Origin of the sequence: Streptomyces griseocarneus (assembly GCF_014655595.1) — a bacterium.
Lineage (GTDB): Bacteria > Actinomycetota > Actinomycetes > Streptomycetales > Streptomycetaceae > Streptomyces > Streptomyces griseocarneus.
On record NZ_BNBL01000011.1, the window covers coordinates 1 to 18094 of the forward strand.

Genomic DNA, 18094 nt, shown 5'->3' on the forward strand with positions numbered 1-18094 from the left:
CCGCCGGCGTCAAGCACGCCGTCGTCGCCGACATCCACGGCGTCGTCCACGCCGGCCGCCCCGACCTCGTCTCCGCCGACCCCGGATCCGCGCTGCGCTGGATCGCCGACAACACCAACCCCGAAGGCATCACCGGCACCCTCAAGGAAGCCGTGCGCGGCGCCGACGTCTTCATCGGCGTCTCCGCCCCCAACGTCCTGAACGGCGAGGACGTGGCCGCCATGGCCGACGACGCCATCGTCTTCGCGCTCGCCAACCCCGACCCCGAGGTCGAGCCCGCGATCGCCCGCCAGACCGCCGCCGTCGTCGCCACCGGCCGCTCCGACTTCCCCAACCAGATCAACAACGTGCTGGTCTTCCCCGGCGTCTTCCGCGGCCTGCTCGACGCCCAGTCCCGCACGGTCAACACCGACATGATGCTCGCCGCCGCCCGCGCCCTCGCCGACGTCGTCGCCGGCGACGAACTCAACGCCAACTACATCATCCCCAGCGTCTTCAACCCGAATGCCACCGCGGCCGTCGCCGCCGCGGTGAAGCAGGCGGCGACGGTGCTCCGTCAGGGCGAATGAGCGGTTGCCGGACTCCTCGCGGGCGTCGGTGTCCGGGGCCCACACCTCGTCACCGCACCGGACACGCGTCCGCGCGGATCCGCACCACCTGACCCTCCAACCGGAACACTGCCGTGGGCCTCTGGGCCGGCCTGGCAGGCAGAGGCCCACGGCGACAACCACCCCCGCCGGGCCGCCAGCTCCGGACGGCGGCCCACCCGCCTACCGCCACCCTGACTCGCTGATCAGGCAGGCCCGCCCGGGCCGGGGCGCGTCAGAGCCGGACAGCCTGAATCGTTTTGGAGGAGACTCCGTACAGGACCCCTGAGATGACATACGGGGTGCCCGAATAGGCGTCGCCGGTGGTCAGGCGCCATGTCGGTCTGCCGGTGCAGGTGCTGTAGGCCCACCAGTCCGAGTCGTGGGCGACGATCACGTCGTCACCGGCGGCCAAGGGCACCGACCAGCACGTCTCCAGGCGATCGGTACGCCACAGCTTCCTTCCGCTGTCCGCGGACAGCGCAAGCACATAGCCGCGGCTCCCTCCCATGCCGAAGAAGTCACCGGTCCCGTGCCCGTACCCGTCATCGGAAGTGAGGAAGATACGCCCACCGTGCCGGAGGGGGAACGGGCGGCAGACATCCTTGGTGACGGTCCGCCGCCAGCGCTGTTCACCACTTGCGGCGTCATAGGCGGCGAGGTCCCCACCGGAGGTGCACACGTACACGGTGCTGCCATCCGCCGCAGCGGTGATCGCCCCGTCCATGGCCTCCGCCCGCCACCGGCGTTCACCCGCTTCGGTGCCGTACGCACACAACCGGAGCTGCTCGTCGAGCAGGTAGACGGTGCCACCGTCCGGCGCGAGATCGATGGCATCCCCCTCGCCGAAGGCCGGTGCCTTCCAGCGCGCCACACCGGTGCGCGGATCCAATGCCCCGACCGGGCGCGTGTCGGCCTTCGCGTCGGTGAGCTTGCCGGTACGGGCCAGCAGAAGCCGCTGCCGAGGCAGGGCCCGGAAGATCCTGGACGACGGGGCGCTCCAGCGCTCCCGTCCGGTGGCAGCGTCCAGACCGCACAGAACACCCTGCGCAAAAGGAGCCTCGTCGTCGGTACTGCGCTGCAGGTCGACGCAGACGGTGGAGCCGACTACCACCGGCGTCCACGGAGAGCCCGTCCCCACCGGCCCCGCGGACCACAGCTCCCGCCCATCCTCCGCCCGGTGCGCCCGGACCACGCCGTCATCAGCGACTTGGTACACAGTGCCCTCGGCAACCGCGATGGGGCCGCCCTCCCGGTGCTCCTTGCCGACCTGCACGCTCCAGCGGCCGCGCCCAGTGGCGGGATCCACCGCGAGCAGGTGGGGAGGGTACTGCGTGGAGGTGAAGAGGCTGTGCCCGTCGTGAGTCAGACTCCAGCGCAGCTCATCCTGCGCCTCGTAGGTCCACGTGGGTGTCCGCAGCGGCGGGGCGGGGACGTCCTCGTCGCGCAGGAATTCCCACCCCGCGTAGCCACCGGCCCCCAGGACGCCGACGGTCGCGGAGAGGAGGAAGGCCCGCCGCGACGGGCGATGCATGTTCGAATTCAATAACACGCCCGAAATTTAGCGCGCCCGGCACGGCGATTCTGTGTCAGCTCAGGTGCCGGGCGAAGAATTCCAGCGAGCTGTCCACTTCGAAGCCCGGCACGTCCCCATGCTTGCCAGGGTTGGCGTGCAGCGTCTTCTCGGCTGAGGCCAGGGCGTCGAACAGGGCCAGGCTCTGGTCCCGCAGGACCATCTGGTCGTCCCACTGAACCAGGAACTGCACGGGGACGGTGATCCGTGCGGCGTCCTCGGCCAGCCCGTGCACACCGAGCAGGCCCAGCACCGCGGCGCGGATCCGGGGCTCGGCGGCGATGAGCGGGATGCCGAGCCCGCAGCCCATCGACATGCCGCAGTAACCCACTGGGCCATCGCCGACCTGGTCGAGGCGCTGGACCGCGGTCAGGACCGCCTGCCAGTCCGCGACCGCCTGACCCGCCAGATGACTGTGCATGGCGGCGACCAGCGCGCCGGGATTCTCGCCTGCGGCCATGCCGGTCCGCATCTCGGCCGCGATCCGGCCGAACTCCTCGTCCTTGGGGCGGTCACCGTGATTCGGTGCGTCGATCGCGACGACTGCGAAGCCCTCGGCCGCATAGCGGCGCGCACGGGACGCGATGCCGGGAGCCATCTTGTGCTGCCCGCCGCCGTGGCCCAGGAGAATCAGGGGACGGCTACCGTTGGCGTCCTGCGGTGTCCACAGCACGCCGGGAATCTCGTCGAGGATGAAGAACTGTTCGGTGACGTCGTCCGACGACGTCTGAGAGGTGAAGCGCATCAGCGTTTCAAGCCTTTCGGGATGCCTTGTGCGGGCGCTCCCTAGGCCATGCGAGAGAGGGAGCCCCGACCTGTCACAGCGTTGATCGGTCTCACCTCCTCGAATTCGCGGTACTGCACGGCGGGCTGAAAGTATCACAAGGACCAGTGCCTCGCGGAGGGCGAATGGTGCCCGTCGTCGTACCGGTCGCGGCAGGGCGTGCTCGGCGCCGTAAGTGCCCAATTCACATGGGGCGTTGCCCCCCTGTGGCGCACGAGGCGTCCGCGTGCCCCAAAAGGAGCATCGCGTCATGGTCGGGGCTGTCCGGCTCGGCCTGGTAGACGATCAGCCGGTGGCCGTCGGTGCGGGCGACCTCGTACGCCTCGTAGCTCAACATCATGGTCCCGGTGGCAGGGTGGGTGAAATGCTTGCGTCCGTTGGTGCGGTTGCGCACCTCGTACCGCTGCCACAGCGTCGCGAACTCCTCGCTCTTGACGATGAGCTCGCCGACCACGCCGGTGACGTCGGGCGCGTCCGGGTACCGCCCGGCCGCCGCACGCAGATGGGCGACGGTGGCTGCCGCGACGTCCTCCCAGTTGCCGTACAGCCTGCGCGCGGCAGGGTGGAGGAAGGTGTAGCGGGCGGTGTTCCGGCGCGGCCCGGGCCACTCCTCGATGCCGGGCAGGAGACGCAGACCGCGTGTGTTGGCGGCCAGCAGGTCGTTGGCCCGGCTGAGCACGTACGCGGGACAGGGGTCGACGATCTCCAGCATGCGCAGCACATCCGGGCGCAGGACACGCTGCGGCGCGGTCCCCGGTTCCGCAACGTCCCGGGGCGCCTTGGCGAGTTCGAAGAGGTGCCGACGCTCGTCCTCGTCCAGACGGAGCACCCGGGCGACCGCCTCCAGGACCGCCGGACCCGGACGGTGCTGCTTGCCCTGTTCCAGCCGCCGGTAGTACTCGATGCTGACGCCCGCGAGCAGCGCCACCTCCTCGCGGCGCAGGCCCGTGATGCGCCGGCGCCCGGTTGTTGCCGGCAGGCCGGCCTGCTCGGGCGTGACCCTGGCCCGCCGCGTCTGCAGGAACTCTCCCAGTCCGGGTGCGTTGTCGATGTCCACGTGTCGAGTATGACGATCACTCCGCCACGCAAGAGGGGCCCTGCGAGGGCCCCTCTTGACCGGGTGTCCCCGAAGGGGTCCCGCCCACGCAGACTGGGGCCCCGGCGGCCGTGAACCGACGCAGCAGACGGCCGTCGTAGGAAGCCAGGCGAAAGGAACCACAGCAATGGCGAACGTGGCAGTGATAGGGCTCGGCATCATGGGTCAGGGGATGGCCGAGAACCTCCTGAAGCACGGTCACACCGTGACCGTATGGAACCGAACCCCGCACAAGGCGGCCGAACTCGCCGGCGCGGGAGCCACCGTGGCGGCCACCCCGGCCGAGGCCGCGGCCCGCGCCGACGTCGTCTTCGAAGTGACCGCCGACGACAGCTCCTCCCGCGCCGTCTGGCTGGGGCCCGACGGCATCCTGGCAGGCGCCGCCCGGAACGCCGTCCTCATCGCCTCCGCCACCCTGTCGGTCGACTGGATCGAGGACCTCGCCACCCGGTGCGCGGGGCAGGGCGTGACCTTCTACGACATGCCGCTCACCGGCGGAGCCGCCGCCGCCCGTACGGGCAACCTGGTTCTCCTCGCGGGCGGCGACGCGAGCGGCCTGCCCGCACTGCGGCCGGTGTTCGACGCGATCGCCCGGGATGTACGGCACTTCGGGCCGGCCGGCGCGGGCACCCGCTTCAAGCTGATCCTCAACGCCCTGCAGGCCGTCCACCTGGCGGGGTTCGGGGAGGCGCTCCGCCTGGCCGAGGCGGCGGGCCTCGACCCGAACCAGGTCGGCGAGGCCCTGCTCGACCGCCCCGGCGGTGTGGTCACCCGACTCGCCTGGGACAGCTACCTGACCCCGCCCGAGCCGCTGAACTTCTCCGCCGCATGGGCCCACAAGGACCTCACCTACGCGGCCCGCATGGCCGAAGGGACCGGCCAGGACCGCCACCCTCTCCTCGACGGCGTCCTCTCCCTCTTCGCCGCCGCGCTCGCCGAGGGACGAGGCGAGGAGGACTGGAGCACGGTGAACCCGGTCGCACCGCGGTAGCGGGGGCCCAGTCCCCTGTTCGGCACGCGGTCCCTGTTCGGCACGCGTCGAGCTCTCCTCCGCGCGGACCAGGGCCGCAGGTACGGACGTAGCAGGCGCGAGGCCGAACACGGCCTGGAGTGGGCCGGGGCCGGGACGCACGGGTCGGCCTCGGACGAGCGGCTGCACGGCGCAGGGCAAGCCGCCACCGGCCGACGATGGCCGCCGCCGTCGATTCCGAGCTCGTAGATGGCCAGGACCTGCTCGGCGTGCTCGGCCCGCATCGCCGTGACGCAGGCAGCGGCGACCGTCATCGCGCGCGGGCCTCGATGCCGAGGTCGCCGAGCAGGCCTCGGACGCGCTGCTCGATCTCGTCGCGGATCGGGCGGACGGCGGCGACGCCCTGACCGGCGGGGTCCTCCAGCTTCCAGTCGAGGTACCGCTTGCCGGGGAAGTACGGGCAGGCGTCTCCGCAGCCCATGGTGATCACCACGTCCGAGGACTGCACCGCTTCCGCCGTGAGGACCTTCGGGGTCTCGGCGGAGATGTCGATGCCGATCTCCCGCATGGCCTCGACGACGGCCGGGTTGACCGTCTCGGCCGGGGCGGAGCCGGCGGAGCGGACCTCGACGCGGCCTGCGCCGAGGTGGGTGAGGAAGGCGGCGCCCATCTGGGAGCGTCCGGCGTTGTGGACGCACACGAACAGGACGGAGGGCTTGGTCTCAGGCACGGGCGGAACCTTCCGGGGCGGTGACCAACAGGTCGGCGGTGGGTGAGGGGAAGTAGCGGCGGGCGGCCAGGGCGACATGGACGAGGCCGATGAGGACAGGGACTTCGATGAGCGGGCCGACGACTCCGGCCAGGGCCTGGCCGGAGGAAGCCCCGAAGGTGGCGATGGTGACTGCGATGGCCAGCTCGAAGTTGTTGCCCGCCGCGGTGAACGCGAGTGTCGTCGTGCGCGGGTGGTCCAGGCCGACCGCGCGGCCGAGGGCCATGGATCCGGCCCACATCACGGCAAAGTAGGCCAGCAGGGGCAGCGCGATCCGGGCAACGTCAAGCGGCCGAGAGGTGATCGCGTCGCCCTGGAGGGCGAACAGCACGACGATCGTGAACAGCAGACCGTACAGAGCGAACGGCCCGATGCGCGGGATCAGCTTCGCTTCGTACCAGGTGCGGCCCTTGGCCTTTTCGCCGAGGCGGCGGGTGAGGTATCCGGCGGCCAGCGGGATGCCCAGGAAGATCAGGACGCTGCGGGCGATCTCCCGTACGGACACGTTCAGGCCGGTGGTCTCCAGACCCAGCCAGCCGGGCAGGACGGAGAGGTAGAACCAGCCGAGCGCGGAGAACGTGATCACCTGGAAGACGCTGTTGAGCGCCACCAGCACGGCGGCGGCCTCGCGGTCGCCGCAGGCCAGGTCGTTCCAGATGATGACCATGGCGATGCAGCGGGCGAGTCCCACGACGATCAGGCCGGTGCGGTATTCGGGGAGGTCCGGCAGGAACAGCCAGGCGAGGGCGAACATCACCGCGGGGCCGAGCACCCAGTTGATCACCAAGGACGGGATCAGGAGGCGGCGGTCGCGGGTGACGGTGTCGAGGCGGTCGTAGCGGACCTTGGCCAGGACCGGGTACATCATCACCAGCAGGCCGAGCGCGATCGGCAGGGAGACGCCGGTGACGGTGACCTTCGCGAGCGCGTCGCCCAGGCCGGGGACGAGGCGGCCCAGGCCGAGGCCGGCGCCCATCGCGGCGAGGATCCACACGGCGAGGTAGCGGTCGAGGAAGGACAGCCGGGCCGCCACCGGGGCGGCCGTCGGGCGCGTCACGAGGGGGCCTCGACAGGCTCGGGCAGGGGCTGCCCGGCAGGGCGGGTGAGGATGCCGGCGAGGCGGTCGGTCGTCTCCGGCAGCAGCCGGTAGTACACCCACGTCCCGCGCCGCTCCGAGGCGATCAGCCCGGCCTCGCGCAGGAGCTTGAGGTGGTGGGAGATCGTCGGCTGCGACAGGTCGAAGGCCGGGGTGAGGTCGCAGACGCACACTTCGCCGCCGGCCCGGGAGGCGATCATCGACAGCAGCCGCAGCCGGACCGGGTCGCCCAGGGCCTTGAAGACCCTGGCCAGCTCCACGGCCTGGTCCTCGGCCAGCGGGGCGGTCAGCAGACCGGGGCAGCAGCCGTCAGCGCCTTCCTGCCCGAGCACAACGAATTCCTGATTCGACATATGTCTATGTTGACACCTGTCGATTCAAGGCGCAACCTTGTATCGAAATCGATCGATACAAGGGGATCATCGATACAAGAGGATCGAGGAGATCGTCATGTCCCGCGTTCAGCTGGCCCTCAACGTCGCCGACCTCGAAGCGTCGGTGACCTTCTACTCCAAGCTCTTCGGCGTCGAGCCCGCCAAGCGCCGGCCCGGCTACGCGAACTTCGCCATCGCCGAGCCGCCGCTGAAGCTCGTCCTCATCGAGGGCGAGGCCGGCCAGGACACCCGCCTGGACCACCTCGGCGTCGAGGTCGAGAGCACCGAGGTGGTCACGGCCGCCGCCGAGCGCCTGAAGGCGGCCGGGCTGGCCACCTTCGAGGAGAACGACACCTCCTGCTGCTACGCGCTCCAGGACAAGGTCTGGGTCCACGGCCCCGGCCGCGAGCCCTGGGAGGTCTACGTCGTCAAGGCCGACGCCGACACCCTCAGCAAGAGCGCCGACAACACCCCGGACGCGTGCTGCGGCACCACCTCCTGCTGCACCCCCGACGAGCAGGCCATCGACCCCGACCGGACTCCGGCCGAGGCCAAGGCTGCAGCAGGATGCTCCTGCGGCAGCTGACCTCATTCCGAGATGTAGCCGCTCAAGGCCCCAACAGGGAAGGCTGGTTGTTCTTGACCGCCAGCAGGTAGTGCGCCTACTGGTGCCGGGGGAGGAAGCGGACGTGCTCGCGCTGGGTGTGCGGACGGGACGTGGCCGTTGCGGGAGCCGCGGGCACTCTTGCCGTCCACTGCGACTGTGGTAGCCCCGGCCGGATCGCCCCCGGCCAAGACGGCCGGCCCACCTGGGCAGACCCGCTCCAGCACCCGGCGGATGATCGCGGCGCTGGGTTGCGTCAGGCACGGCCACCCCGCCCTGCGACGCTACAAGATCACGCGACTCCGCAACGGCCCTGCACCGGGACCTGCCATGCTGAGCGGGTTCGATTCGATCCTCACACCTTGGAGGTTCTGATGCGTGCAGGCGTCGTTGTCGCCGCGCAGCCCGGTGTGGAGGACCTCGCCGTGCGGGCCGAGGAGTTGGGCTTGCACAGCTTCTGGGTCAACGACACCCCGATGGTCCACGGCGACCCCTTCGTCGCCTTGAGCCTGTGTGCGAAGGCCACCAGCCGCATCAGGCTCGGCATCGGCGTGACCTCACCGGCGCTGCGCTCGGCCCCGGCCGCCGCGAGCGGGCTCGCCAGCCTCAACGCCCTGGCACCGGGCCGGATCATCTGCGGGGTCGGCACCGGAAACACCGCCCGGCGCACCCTGGGAATGCGGCCGACCACGGCCGCCAGGCTGGAGAACTTCACCGTCGCACTGCAGGACCTGTGCGCCGGACGTTCGACCGAGTACCGCGAAGGTGACCGGGTCCGCGACATCCGGTTCCTGCACGCCGGGGCACACGTGAACACCGCCGACCCGATCGAGTTCGTCGTGGCCGCGCTGCTCGGACCGAAGGCCGCCGCCGTCGCCGGCCGCCGCGGCACCGGCCTCATCTCCTTCGGCCTGCTGGACCCCACAGCATGGCACGCGCTGCACGACACCCGCCGCCACGCCGCCCAGGGCGCACCCCGCGCCCCCGACTCCCACACGGACTCCCGGGCGGACTCCTACGTGGTCACCTCGCTCCACCTGCTCGACGAGGACGAGGACCCCCACGGCGACGCGGCCCGGGACGCGACGGGCCACCTCGTCCTGTCGCTGCTGGCCTTCGCCGCCGACACAGCCGCCGACACACCCGCCTTCGCCGAGCAGCTCGGCCCCGAGGAACGCGAGGCGGTGCGGCGGCTCCTCGACCGGCGCGGCACTACCGCCACCGCGCCGGACCGGCACACCAAGCTCTACCCCAACTACCTCGGACGCATCGCACCGCAGGACCGGGACCTGGTTCTGCCCTCGCTGATGAACACCCTGGCCCTGGTCGGCACCCGCGATGACCTCCTCGCCCGCATCACCACCCTGGAACAGGCCGGCGTCGACGAACTCCTCATCCAGCCGGTGATCGACCCGCCCACCGAGATGGCCCTGCTCGCGAAACTCCTCACCTGAGCTGACCCACCTGCCGCACACCCTTGACCTGCGCACCTGCGCACCTGCGCACCTGCGCACCTGCGCACCTGCGCACCTGCAAGATCAACAAGACTTTGCAATCGCCCTGGCCTGGGGCAGGAGCCGGCTGCGGCCGCTGACACTTTCGCGTCCACATGGATTTCGTCAGACGGGAGAACGTCGGGGCCTGGAGCCGATACGCCCCGGCGACCTCACACGGTCACCAGCAGGCTGAACTCCGCGGGGAACTCATGGCAGTTGAACTACGCCACGGAGCGGCAGGCCAGGGCACTCCGTGCACTCCCTGACCTGCCACTGCCTCACGAAGCCGTCGGCGGCTGCTCGTGGCTGCCGTAGGGCCGTGTGATGATCTCCATGCCGTGCCCGGCCGGATCCATGAAGTACAGTCCGCGCCCACCGTGGTGGTGGTTGACCTCTCCAGGCTGCTTCAGATGCGGATCGGCGTAGTACGTGATCCCGGCCTGCTGGATGCGCGCGAATGCCGCTTCGAACTCCTCATCGGAGATGAGGAACGCATAGTGCTGCATGACGATCGACTCGGCCGGGATGGCGGCGAAGTCCAGGGTGACCCCGTTGCTGGTGGCCACGGGAATGAACGGGCCCCACTCGGTCCCGACCTCAAGTCCCAGGATGTGCGCCAGGAACTCGGCCGACTCCCGGTTGTCCCGGGCATGGATGATGGTGTGATTCAACTCGACTGACATGTGTGGAATGCCTCCGCAAGGCAATCTCACGGGCACCTCCATGCCTCACCCAGCCGGTGACCGACACGCGATGCCGTGCCCATGATCCTAAACAACACCGCTCTCGGCGTCGAGGCCCGCACCCACTAGCCGCCGATGACGACCACAAACCGTCACCAACACGCCGGACGGGCCGAGAATTGGCGACAGTTGCATGCACGAGCCCACCAGTACCAAGGCAGTAAGCCGGCCCAAGATCAAAACTGATCACCAGACGGTCACCATTTCGCCGTGCCGGCGAGATCGTGACGCACTTCGCCTTACCCGCTTCCCCGACCGCTGTCGTCTGGCAGCCTGCCTCCATGCCGACTCACCGCCTCGATGAGATCCCCACCGCCGTGCAGGACGCCGTCGAGTCAGTCACCGGGCCCGTACTGAAGGTCGACATGCTCTCCGCCGGCTTCAACAGCGAGATCGCGGCCCGGCTGCACACCCCGGACGGCACCGTCTTCGTCAAGGGACTCCGCAGCGACCACCCCCGAGCGTGGACGCAGGACCGAGAAGCCGCCGTCAACCCCTACGTACGTCCCATCGCCCCCTCGCTCCTGTGGCACATTCGCGAGGAGGGCTGGAACCTGCTCGGCTTCGAGGACATCGACGCACCACATGCCGACTACAACCCCGGCTCACCACACCTGCCCCTGGTCGTCGAAGCGCTCCACAGGCTCTCGAACATCGCCGCCCCCCGAATTCCGCTCCGCACCATGTCCCAGCGGATGCAGTCCTACGTGGACGACGAGACCGCGCTCGAACTCTTCGACGGAGACCGGCTGCTCCACACCGACTGGAACACCACCAACGTGCTGATCGCTCAGGACGCCCGCATGGTGGACTGGGCCTGGGCCTCGCGGGGCGCGGGATGGATCGACCCCGCCCTCTGGGTCATCTGGCTCATCGCCGGTGGCCACACCCCCGCGCAGGCCGAGTCCTGGGCCGGCAGGACCACCGCCTGGCAGGTCGCACCCACGCGGGGTGTCGACGCGTTCGCTCAGGCACAGCGAAACCTCTGGGACGAGATCGCTGGAGCCGCACCCGACGACTGGACATCGCGTATGCAGAGGGCCGCATGCCAGTGGGCGGTCCACCGCCACAGGCGATGACGGTGATTCTTCGGACGGGCGTCGCAAGTGATGAGCCCGAGGCGCCCACCCGCTCTGGGCCCGGATACCAACGGTGCGGGGCAAGCAGCTGTGGTCCCGGCCAGGGTCCCGGTTGTGACCCGCAGGACAGCCCTCAGGCGCTGACCACCTCCCGCACTGCCGCGAGGAACTCCTCCGTGCGCGGGTGCGTGGGGTGGGCCGGGCGGGCGAGGTAGACCGTGGCGGCGGGCGCGTCGTCGACCGGGACGAAGCGCACCCCCGGGTGGCCGTGGCTCTCCGCCGTGCCGGCGGCGCCGATGCCGAATGCGCCGCCCGTGGCGATGCGGTTCAGCCACTCGTCGACGTTGCGCACCTCCACCGTGCGGTCCGGGCGCTGCGCCGGGGGCCAGAGGTCCACCGAGGCGGTGCCGGTGTCCGGCCACAGGGCCAGCGGGAGGGCCGGGCCGGAGGTGAGCTCCGCCAGGCGCACCCGGTCGCGGGCCGCGAGCGGGTGGTCGTCGGGCAGGGCGGCGACGCGGTCCTCGGTGTAGAGGGCCTCGGTGCGGATGCGCGGGTCGGCGGGGGCGGTGCGGAGCACCGCCACGTCGGTGTCGCCGGTGGCCAGGCCCGCGGTGCTGTTGTCCTGACGGACCACTTCGAGCGGCGCGTGCGGGTACGCCCGCCTCCATGAGCGCAGCAGGGGAACGGTCTGCTGCCCGAGGACCGCGCACGTGTAGCCGAGCCGCAGCGGTCGGTCGACGGCCCGGGTGTCGGCGAGTGCCGCGTCGAGGTGGGCGAGGATGGCGCGCCCGTGCCCGAGGAGGGTCGTCCCGGCCGGGGTGAGGTCCAGATGCCGGGAGGAGCGGTCGACCAGCCGGACGCCCACGCGCGCCTCCAGCTGGGCGAGCGTGCGGGAGAGGGCGGGCTGTGTCATGTGCAGCCGGGCGGCCGCGGCGGTGACGGTGCCCGCCTCGGCGATGGCGGCCAGGGCCTTGAGGTGACGCAGCTCCACATCCATGCCTGGGAAGCATAGTCGCTGCCCAGACGGTATTTCCGGGTGCGGAGCGCGATCCGTAGCGTCGGATGTGCCGGGTGGTTCGCCCGGCTTCCCTTCCTGGGGCACTCCCAGGGAGCTCCCGGTATTTCCGGGCATTCGTTTATTCAGGCATTGGACGGTTAGCTGTGAAGATTCTTCTGGTCGGCGCGGGCGGCACGCTGGGCTCGGCGGTGCACAAGGCGCTCGCGGAGCGGGGCCACGAGGTGATCGGCGTGGGCCGCACGGGCGGGGACCTGGTCTGCGACGTCACCGACCCGGAGGCCGTGGCCCGGATGTACGCGCAGGCCGGTCCGCTGGACGCGGTGGCCGTCGCGGCGGGCGACGCCGTGTTCAAACCGCTGGCCGAGCTGGCCGCGGACGACTTCGCGGCGACGTTCCGCGGCAAGGCCCTCGGCCAGCTCGAGCTGGTCCGCCAGGGCGCCCGGCACGTGGCCGCGACCGGCTCGTTCACGCTGGTCAGCGGGATCCTCACGGAGGAGCCGATCGTGGCCGGGGCCGCCGCGTCCGCGGCCAACGGCGCGGTCGAGGCGTTCGTCCGGGCCGCCGCGATCGAGCTCCCGCCGCAGCGGATCAACGCGGTGAGCCCGACGGTGGCCGAGGAGTCCCTGCCCGCCTACGGTCCGTTCTTCGCGGGCATGGAGCCCGTACCGGCGGCCCGCGTCGCGACGGCCTACGTCCGCTCGGTCGAGGGGGCGCAGACGGGGCAGGTGTACCGGGTGCGTTAGGGGCTGTCCGACAGGTCGGTTGGTGCGCCCCCAGGCTGGTTGGCTCAGCTGACGTGGAGCGATCGGTCTGGTGACTGTGGCTAGAACGGGGGCCTCGGCACCGGGGAGTGACGCCGTACCAGGCACCTGGGGGGGCGTTGACGGCGCACACGTAGAGTCAACGATGACCAGGTCGTTTCACTGCTGGGAGGACATGGAATGAAACAGGTCCCATTCGGCGCCGTTGCGCTCGCAGTGCTCGGGACTGCACTTGTGTTCTTCGCGTTTCAGTTGCGCGCGGAAGGCTATGAGCAGTACGTCCAGGACGTGACTTTCTTGGCCGGCACGGCGTACTTCACCGCGATCACGACTGTGGTGATGTGGTTCCGCGCTCGCCGGCTGCACTCGAGCTGAGTCCTTCGGCCACGGCGCGGGCGTCATGGCGAGGGCCTGTCCGGTGGATCCTGTCACTCGACTCACCGGACAGGCCTTGGACGGGTCCAGCGGGTCAAAGAAACGCAACGGTCACTGTGATCACGTCACCCGCCAGATCCTCGTCGCTGGAGTGTTCCGCCGTCGCGGCGGGCCGTCGTCCGCCGCACCTCACCGGTCGCGCCGGCCATCCGCAAGACCGAGCGGCCGAGGAATTACCCCCCTGAGCGGCCATACCTGGCAGGTCGGCACCGATTCCCTGATGCACTGGATCCCCACAAGCCTTGCGGCGCTGCCATTTTCCGCGACCCGCACCGCGAGCACAGCACCAGCAAAATTCGCTTCCGGGTCTTGCGGAACGGGATTCGAGCAGGCGTTGCAGCGCGTGCGGTGTCAAGCTCTGTGTGCCAGCAAGTCATCCAGCTCGGCTGCGAAGAACAGGTCACGGTCGAAACCCATGTTGGTGAAGTGGCCGGCGAGCTCCAGGGACAGAACGCCGTGCAGCCGGGTCCAGAAAGTCAGGGCCCGGTGGAGGGCCGTGGGCGGGGCGGGGTGGCCGGCGGCCCAGTCCCGGTGGTCTTCCAGGTGGGCGTCGAACGGAGACGGGGGGCCGTCCGGGGCGAGCGCCGTGCACGCGTCGAGCAGGGTTTTCATGATCTCGTCGGCGATGCCGGTGATGTCCTCGGGCGCGTGATAGCCGGGGACGGGGGTGCCGTAGATGAGGAAGTAGCGCTGGGGGTCCTCCCGGGCCCAGCCGCGCAGGGCGTGTGCCAGTCCGGCCAGGCCGGCACCGGTGCCGGAGGCAGTGCGGAGGGTCTCGGCGAGGCTTCGGTACGCATCCCGGATGAGTTCGGTGATCAGCTCGTCGCGGCTGGCGAAGTAGCGGTAGAGCGCGGGGCCGCTCATGCCCATCTGTTTGGCGATCGCGTTGAGGGAGAGCGCGGACGCCCCTGCCGTGGCGATCTGCTCCCAGGCGTGCCCCTTGATCTCCGTGCGCACCTGGGCGCGATAGCGCTCCCGCGGGGTCCTCGCGTCCGCCTCTGCATCCGCCATGGCCTGTCACCTTCCCCACCCATATGGCTACACCCTCAAAATTTAGTTAGAGGTTATCACGCACCCGTTGCCCCCTCACATCGCTTCGCGTTATAACTTCTAACGAACACGTGAGCTTCTAGGCCGCTCCGAACCCGCCCGGCGCCGTCGCCGCAAGGAATGCCCGCAGCCGGTGACGCGCCGGCCTGACGACCCGGCACCCACCCGACGGCAAACGCGCGCTCAACAGACAACGCTCGCCCGCCGACTGACAAGGGGAACACCATGTCCGGCATCCGCAGCACCCGCGCCCGCGCCACCCTGCTCACCGTCCCGCTCGTCGCCATCGGTGTCCTCGGCACCGCCGCCGCACCGGCCGGGGCCGCCACCTCTCACCCCGCCAAGCCCCTCACCTGCCGCGGGGAAGGCGTCGACCCCAACGCCCGCGTCCGCTACCGAACCGAGACCGTGATCCACGCGCCGCTGCGCACCATCTGGAAGCTGCAGACCGACGTGGAGCGCTGGCCGTCCTGGCAGGACGCCGTCACGACCGTGGAACGCCTCGATGGCGGCCCGTTCCGCAAGGGTTCGGCGTTCCGTTGGACGACCCCGGTACCTCCCAACCCCACAACTCCCGCCACCAGCCTGGAGATCACCTCGAGCGTCGAGCAGCTCAAACACAACTCCTGCATCCGCTGGACCGGCCCCGCGGTCGGCAAAGGACTGCGCATCGACGGCGTCCATGTATGGAACTTCACCAAGGTCAACGGTGGCGTCCGCGTGAGCACCGAAGAGACCCACACCGGTGCCGAGGTCGAAGCGGACGTCCCCACCGCGACCAAGATCCTCCGCCAGGGTCTCGAAGCATGGCTGCGCGACCTCAAGACCGCTGCCGAAGCCCCCGCCCACAACCGGCCGCACTGAACCACGAACCAGACCCGGATCCGGACCCGCGCCGCCGTTCCCCTGCTCCCCATGCGCAACGAGGACGGCGGCGCGGCACACCCGTATGCCGACGGACGACTGGGCCGCGCATAACGGACTGACGGGTGAGCAGACGGTCCACGTCCCGACGGACTACGGCCTCGCGGTGGTTGGACCGTGATGTACGACGCCTCTACGAGCCCGGCTTGCCGGTTCCAACCCAGACCCAGATCACACCCAGCAGCGTGAACATGCCCGTGACGAAGATGCCCAGGAGCTGACCGAACAGCGGCGACCAGGCTCCTCCCCGTCCCATGATCGTGGCCGAACGGGCAGGTTTCGCGGGCCGGTAGCGGACAGTCACGACCTGACCCTGCGCCATGAACATGGCGTCCTCCTCGAACTCCACGTACTGGCCCTCCTGAGTCGTGAAGCCGTAGACGTGATGCCACTGCGTCCCGTTCTCGCTCGACTCAGTCGAGTAGCGGCGTACGCAGCGGCCCTCCACCGCTATGCCACCGAACAGCGACAGCAGCCGACCGACCAGCTGCCACGTGAGGAATGCACACCCCGAGCCGAAGACGGCCAGGACCAGCAGGCCCATCGTGAGGGCTTCGTTCATGCACAGCTCCTTAGTGTGGTTGCCCGGGATGCACACTGTGGGGCGCCCGTTCACCGCCGTTTTCCATGATCAGGTTTAGCTGTGAGCATGCTAAGCAAGGAGCACCCGGGGCAGATGCCTCATAGGCATCAGCTGCTTCTTCAGGCACCTTCGGCAGATCGGGGAAGGCTGAACGGACTGCCCAGCTCCGGCGGTCACAGTCGGCGCAGCGTGGCGGCATCCAGGTCCGCGGCGAGCTCCGCGCCCTCCAGGCGCCACTGCACGGTGCGGCGCTTCCACTCGGTGCGCCAGGCATGGTGAGTGCGCTGCCGGGCTACGGCAAGGCGTTCGGCGGGACGAGGAAGCCGCGGCGGACGACGGCCTGCCGCTGCGACCCAAGCCCGTCCACATCCGCCGGCCCGGCCGGAAGACCCGCTGACCTCCGAGGAGATCGCCGTGATCGTGGTCAGCGCCAACGGCTGTACCGGTGTTCCCCCAAGAGCATGGCGGGGTCGAGAGTCATGGACCGGGTACGGGCGGCTCCGCAGCCACGCCCCGGTCGTAGTCCATACGGGCGGTCTGGACTTCCTCGATATGGCACTCGGCCCATGCCTTGATCGAGGCCATCACCGGCAGCAGGCTGCGGCCGAGCGGGGTGAGCTGGTAGTCCACCCGGACCGGCACCGACGGGGTCACCGTGCGGGTGAGCAGGCCGTCACGTTCCAGGGCGCGCAGCGTCTGGGTGAGCATCTTCTGGCTGACCCCGGCGATGATCCGGTTCAGGTCGCGGTACCGCAGGGGCCCGTCGGCCAGCGCGTTCAACACCAGGCTCACCCACTTGTCGCTGATCCGGTCCAGCAACTGCCGGGCCGGGCAGGTGGCGAGGTAGGCATCGTAGGCGGCGCGCTCGTCGGCACGGCGCTGGGCGGCGGTGCGGGTGGCCATGACACTCCTGGGTCGGTTAGGCACTCCGAAGTGCGTACTTCCCGGCGGAGAGTAACACCCCGTAGGTTCGTGGATATGAAAGCTGTGATCGTTCGTTCCTTCGGTGGCCCGGAAGTCCTTGAGGTGGCGGAGGTTCCGGTGCCGGTACCGGGTTCCGGCCAGGTCCGGATCCGGGTCGCCGCCGCGGCTGTCAACCCGGTGGACGTCCAGACCCGCTCCGGCGCGCTCACGGCGGGCGGCCTGCTCCCTGAGCGGGAGGTCATCGGCATCGGCTGGGATGTCGCCGGCACCGTCGATGCGCTCGGGCCCGAGGTCGTTGGCTTCCGACTCGGCGACGCGGTGATCGGGTTGTCCGACCGGCTGGCGCTGCGGCTCAAGACGCAGGCCGAGTACGTGGTGCTGGATGCGGACGCGGTCGCTGCGGTGCCGGCCGGCACCGACCCGGTGGCTGCGGCGACCCTGCCCTTGGGCGGGCTCACCGCTGCTCAGGCACTCGATGTCGCCGGGGCCGAGCCCGGCGAGACGCTGCTGGTCACCGGAGCGGCGGGGGCGGTGGGCGGCTACACGGTGCAGCTCGCCGCGCTGGCCGGTTTGCGGGTCGTTGCGGTCGCGGGCGGCGGCGACGAGGAGTTGGTGCGCGACCTCGGCGCGGAGTTCTTCGTGCCGCGGACTGCGGACCTGCCCGCCGCGGTGCGCGACCTGGTGCCCGGCGGCGTGCACGCCGCGGTCGACGCGGCGTCCGTGGGCATGCTCGCGCTGGACGCGGTGCGCGGCGGGGGCTCGCTGGTCAGCGTGCTGGGCAACGCGCCGACGCCGCTGCGCGGCATCCGGGTGGGCAACGTGTGGATCCGCGCGGACGGCCCCCGCCTCGCCAAGTTGGCCGCAGCCGGGCTGCGTCCGCGGGTCGCCGACGTCCTGCCGCTGGACAAGGTCGCCGAGGCGCACCGCAGGCTGGCGGCGGGTGGGCTGCGCGGTCGCCTGGTGCTGGTGCCTTGATGCGAAGGTCACCCCTCCGTGCAGGCCGTGAAAACAACGACAACGCGGGGCAGGAACTCGCGAGAAGCAGTCGAACACGGGGCGTCGGCGGGCCGGCGGAGGTTGATCGACGGGATCCGCTGGCGGGTGCGAACCGGCGCCCCCTGGCAGGACCTGCCAGCCGAGTACGGGACGTGGCAGACGGTCTACGGACTCTTCAGGCGTGGCAGCGTGACGGGGTCCGGTCGGCGGTGCTGACTGGGCCGCAGGCCCG

21 protein-coding genes are annotated in these 18094 nt (G+C 70.4%); 10 read left to right on the forward strand and 11 right to left on the reverse strand.

What is annotated here, in order from left to right; all coding sequences use genetic code 11:
- On the forward strand, nucleotides 1–569 hold a 569-nt coding region (locus IE295_RS25015; RefSeq protein WP_308437408.1), incomplete at its 5' end, for a malic enzyme-like NAD(P)-binding protein.
- 253 nt (nucleotides 570–822) lie between these two features.
- On the opposite strand, the gene IE295_RS25020 is transcribed toward IE295_RS25015, so the two are convergent.
- The 3 genes from IE295_RS25020 to IE295_RS25030 form a co-directional block, all read right to left on the reverse strand.
- The gene (locus IE295_RS25020; RefSeq protein WP_190066024.1) at nucleotides 823–2139 is read right to left on the reverse strand and encodes an outer membrane protein assembly factor BamB family protein; all 1317 of its coding nucleotides are present in this window, start codon (nucleotides 2137–2139) and stop codon (nucleotides 823–825) included.
- 37 nt (nucleotides 2140–2176) lie between these two features.
- On the reverse strand, nucleotides 2177–2905 hold the full coding sequence (locus IE295_RS25025) for a dienelactone hydrolase family protein (protein WP_190066025.1): 729 nt from the start codon (nucleotides 2903–2905) through the stop codon (nucleotides 2177–2179).
- Between the two features lie 223 nt (nucleotides 2906–3128).
- Nucleotides 3129–4001, reverse strand: a complete 873-nt coding sequence (locus IE295_RS25030; protein WP_224323293.1) for a helix-turn-helix transcriptional regulator — start codon at nucleotides 3999–4001, stop codon at nucleotides 3129–3131.
- Between the two features lie 166 nt (nucleotides 4002–4167).
- On the opposite strand from IE295_RS25030, the gene IE295_RS25035 reads away from it, so the two are divergent.
- Nucleotides 4168–5031 (forward strand): NAD(P)-dependent oxidoreductase, encoded by an 864-nt coding sequence (locus IE295_RS25035; RefSeq protein WP_190066026.1) that lies wholly within the window; start codon nucleotides 4168–4170, stop codon nucleotides 5029–5031.
- A 289-nt stretch (nucleotides 5032–5320) separates the two neighbouring features.
- On the opposite strand, the gene IE295_RS25040 is transcribed toward IE295_RS25035, so the two are convergent.
- The 3 genes from IE295_RS25040 to IE295_RS25050 are packed head-to-tail and all read right to left on the reverse strand — an operon-like array spanning nucleotide 5321 to nucleotide 7228.
- On the reverse strand, nucleotides 5321–5740 hold the full coding sequence (locus IE295_RS25040; protein WP_224323294.1) for an arsenate reductase ArsC: 420 nt from the start codon (nucleotides 5738–5740) through the stop codon (nucleotides 5321–5323).
- A complete protein-coding gene (gene arsB / locus IE295_RS25045; RefSeq protein WP_190066028.1) occupies nucleotides 5733–6836 on the reverse strand; it encodes an ACR3 family arsenite efflux transporter in 1104 nt (367 codons plus the stop codon). The genes IE295_RS25040 and arsB overlap by 8 nt, the downstream gene beginning before the upstream one ends.
- On the reverse strand, nucleotides 6833–7228 hold the full coding sequence (locus IE295_RS25050; RefSeq protein ID WP_190066029.1) for an ArsR/SmtB family transcription factor: 396 nt from the start codon (nucleotides 7226–7228) through the stop codon (nucleotides 6833–6835). Before IE295_RS25050 ends, arsB begins: the two co-directional genes overlap by 4 nt.
- 97 nt (nucleotides 7229–7325) lie before the next feature.
- On the opposite strand from IE295_RS25050, the gene IE295_RS25055 reads away from it, so the two are divergent.
- Both IE295_RS25055 and IE295_RS25060 read left to right on the forward strand, forming a co-directional pair.
- Entirely contained in the window at nucleotides 7326–7835 is a 510-nt protein-coding gene (locus IE295_RS25055) for an ArsI/CadI family heavy metal resistance metalloenzyme (protein ID WP_190066030.1), read from the forward strand.
- A gap of 392 nt (nucleotides 7836–8227) precedes the next feature.
- The gene (locus IE295_RS25060; protein ID WP_190066031.1) at nucleotides 8228–9307 is read left to right on the forward strand and encodes an LLM class flavin-dependent oxidoreductase; all 1080 of its coding nucleotides are present in this window, start codon (nucleotides 8228–8230) and stop codon (nucleotides 9305–9307) included.
- A gap of 320 nt (nucleotides 9308–9627) precedes the next feature.
- Here the strand turns inward: IE295_RS25060 and IE295_RS25065 are convergent, their stop codons facing one another.
- Nucleotides 9628–10032: a VOC family protein gene (locus IE295_RS25065; protein WP_190066032.1), complete on the reverse strand. Its 405-nt coding sequence runs from the start codon at nucleotides 10030–10032 to the stop codon at nucleotides 9628–9630.
- A gap of 341 nt (nucleotides 10033–10373) precedes the next feature.
- Between IE295_RS25065 and IE295_RS25070 the strand changes: the two genes are divergently transcribed.
- On the forward strand, nucleotides 10374–11171 hold the full coding sequence (locus tag IE295_RS25070) for an aminoglycoside phosphotransferase (RefSeq protein ID WP_190066033.1): 798 nt from the start codon (nucleotides 10374–10376) through the stop codon (nucleotides 11169–11171).
- A gap of 133 nt (nucleotides 11172–11304) precedes the next feature.
- Here IE295_RS25070 and IE295_RS25075 read toward each other — a convergent pair whose 3' ends face one another.
- On the reverse strand, nucleotides 11305–12168 hold the full coding sequence (locus IE295_RS25075) for a LysR family transcriptional regulator (RefSeq protein WP_190066034.1): 864 nt from the start codon (nucleotides 12166–12168) through the stop codon (nucleotides 11305–11307).
- Nucleotides 12169–12332: 164 nt separating this feature from the next.
- Here IE295_RS25075 and IE295_RS25080 point away from each other — a divergent pair, with 164 nt between their 5' ends.
- Nucleotides 12333–12932: a short chain dehydrogenase gene (locus IE295_RS25080; RefSeq protein WP_190066035.1), complete on the forward strand. Its 600-nt coding sequence runs from the start codon at nucleotides 12333–12335 to the stop codon at nucleotides 12930–12932.
- A 198-nt stretch (nucleotides 12933–13130) separates the two neighbouring features.
- The gene (locus tag IE295_RS25085; protein WP_190066036.1) at nucleotides 13131–13325 is read left to right on the forward strand and encodes an SCO3870 family protein; all 195 of its coding nucleotides are present in this window, start codon (nucleotides 13131–13133) and stop codon (nucleotides 13323–13325) included.
- Nucleotides 13326–13736: 411 nt separating this feature from the next.
- On the opposite strand, the gene IE295_RS25090 is transcribed toward IE295_RS25085, so the two are convergent.
- Nucleotides 13737–14396, reverse strand: coding sequence for a TetR/AcrR family transcriptional regulator (locus IE295_RS25090; RefSeq protein WP_190066037.1), 660 nt, complete (start codon nucleotides 14394–14396; stop codon nucleotides 13737–13739).
- A gap of 264 nt (nucleotides 14397–14660) precedes the next feature.
- On the opposite strand from IE295_RS25090, the gene IE295_RS25095 reads away from it, so the two are divergent.
- Complete coding sequence (locus IE295_RS25095; RefSeq protein ID WP_190066038.1) at nucleotides 14661–15299, forward strand: SRPBCC family protein; 639 nt, start codon at nucleotides 14661–14663, stop codon at nucleotides 15297–15299.
- Nucleotides 15300–15492: 193 nt separating this feature from the next.
- Here the strand turns inward: IE295_RS25095 and IE295_RS25100 are convergent, their stop codons facing one another.
- Together IE295_RS25100 and IE295_RS25105 are read right to left on the reverse strand one after the other, a co-directional pair.
- Nucleotides 15493–15921: a DUF3592 domain-containing protein gene (locus tag IE295_RS25100; protein WP_190066039.1), complete on the reverse strand. Its 429-nt coding sequence runs from the start codon at nucleotides 15919–15921 to the stop codon at nucleotides 15493–15495.
- A 498-nt stretch (nucleotides 15922–16419) separates the two neighbouring features.
- A complete protein-coding gene (locus IE295_RS25105) occupies nucleotides 16420–16845 on the reverse strand; it encodes a winged helix-turn-helix transcriptional regulator (RefSeq protein WP_190066040.1) in 426 nt (141 codons plus the stop codon).
- A gap of 75 nt (nucleotides 16846–16920) precedes the next feature.
- Between IE295_RS25105 and IE295_RS25110 the strand changes: the two genes are divergently transcribed.
- On the forward strand, nucleotides 16921–17841 hold the full coding sequence (locus IE295_RS25110; protein ID WP_190066041.1) for an NADP-dependent oxidoreductase: 921 nt from the start codon (nucleotides 16921–16923) through the stop codon (nucleotides 17839–17841).
- 126 nt (nucleotides 17842–17967) lie between these two features.
- Nucleotides 17968–18078 (forward strand): transposase, encoded by a 111-nt coding sequence (locus tag IE295_RS34495; RefSeq protein ID WP_372479098.1) that lies wholly within the window; start codon nucleotides 17968–17970, stop codon nucleotides 18076–18078.
- Nucleotides 18079–18094 lie beyond the last annotated feature (16 nt).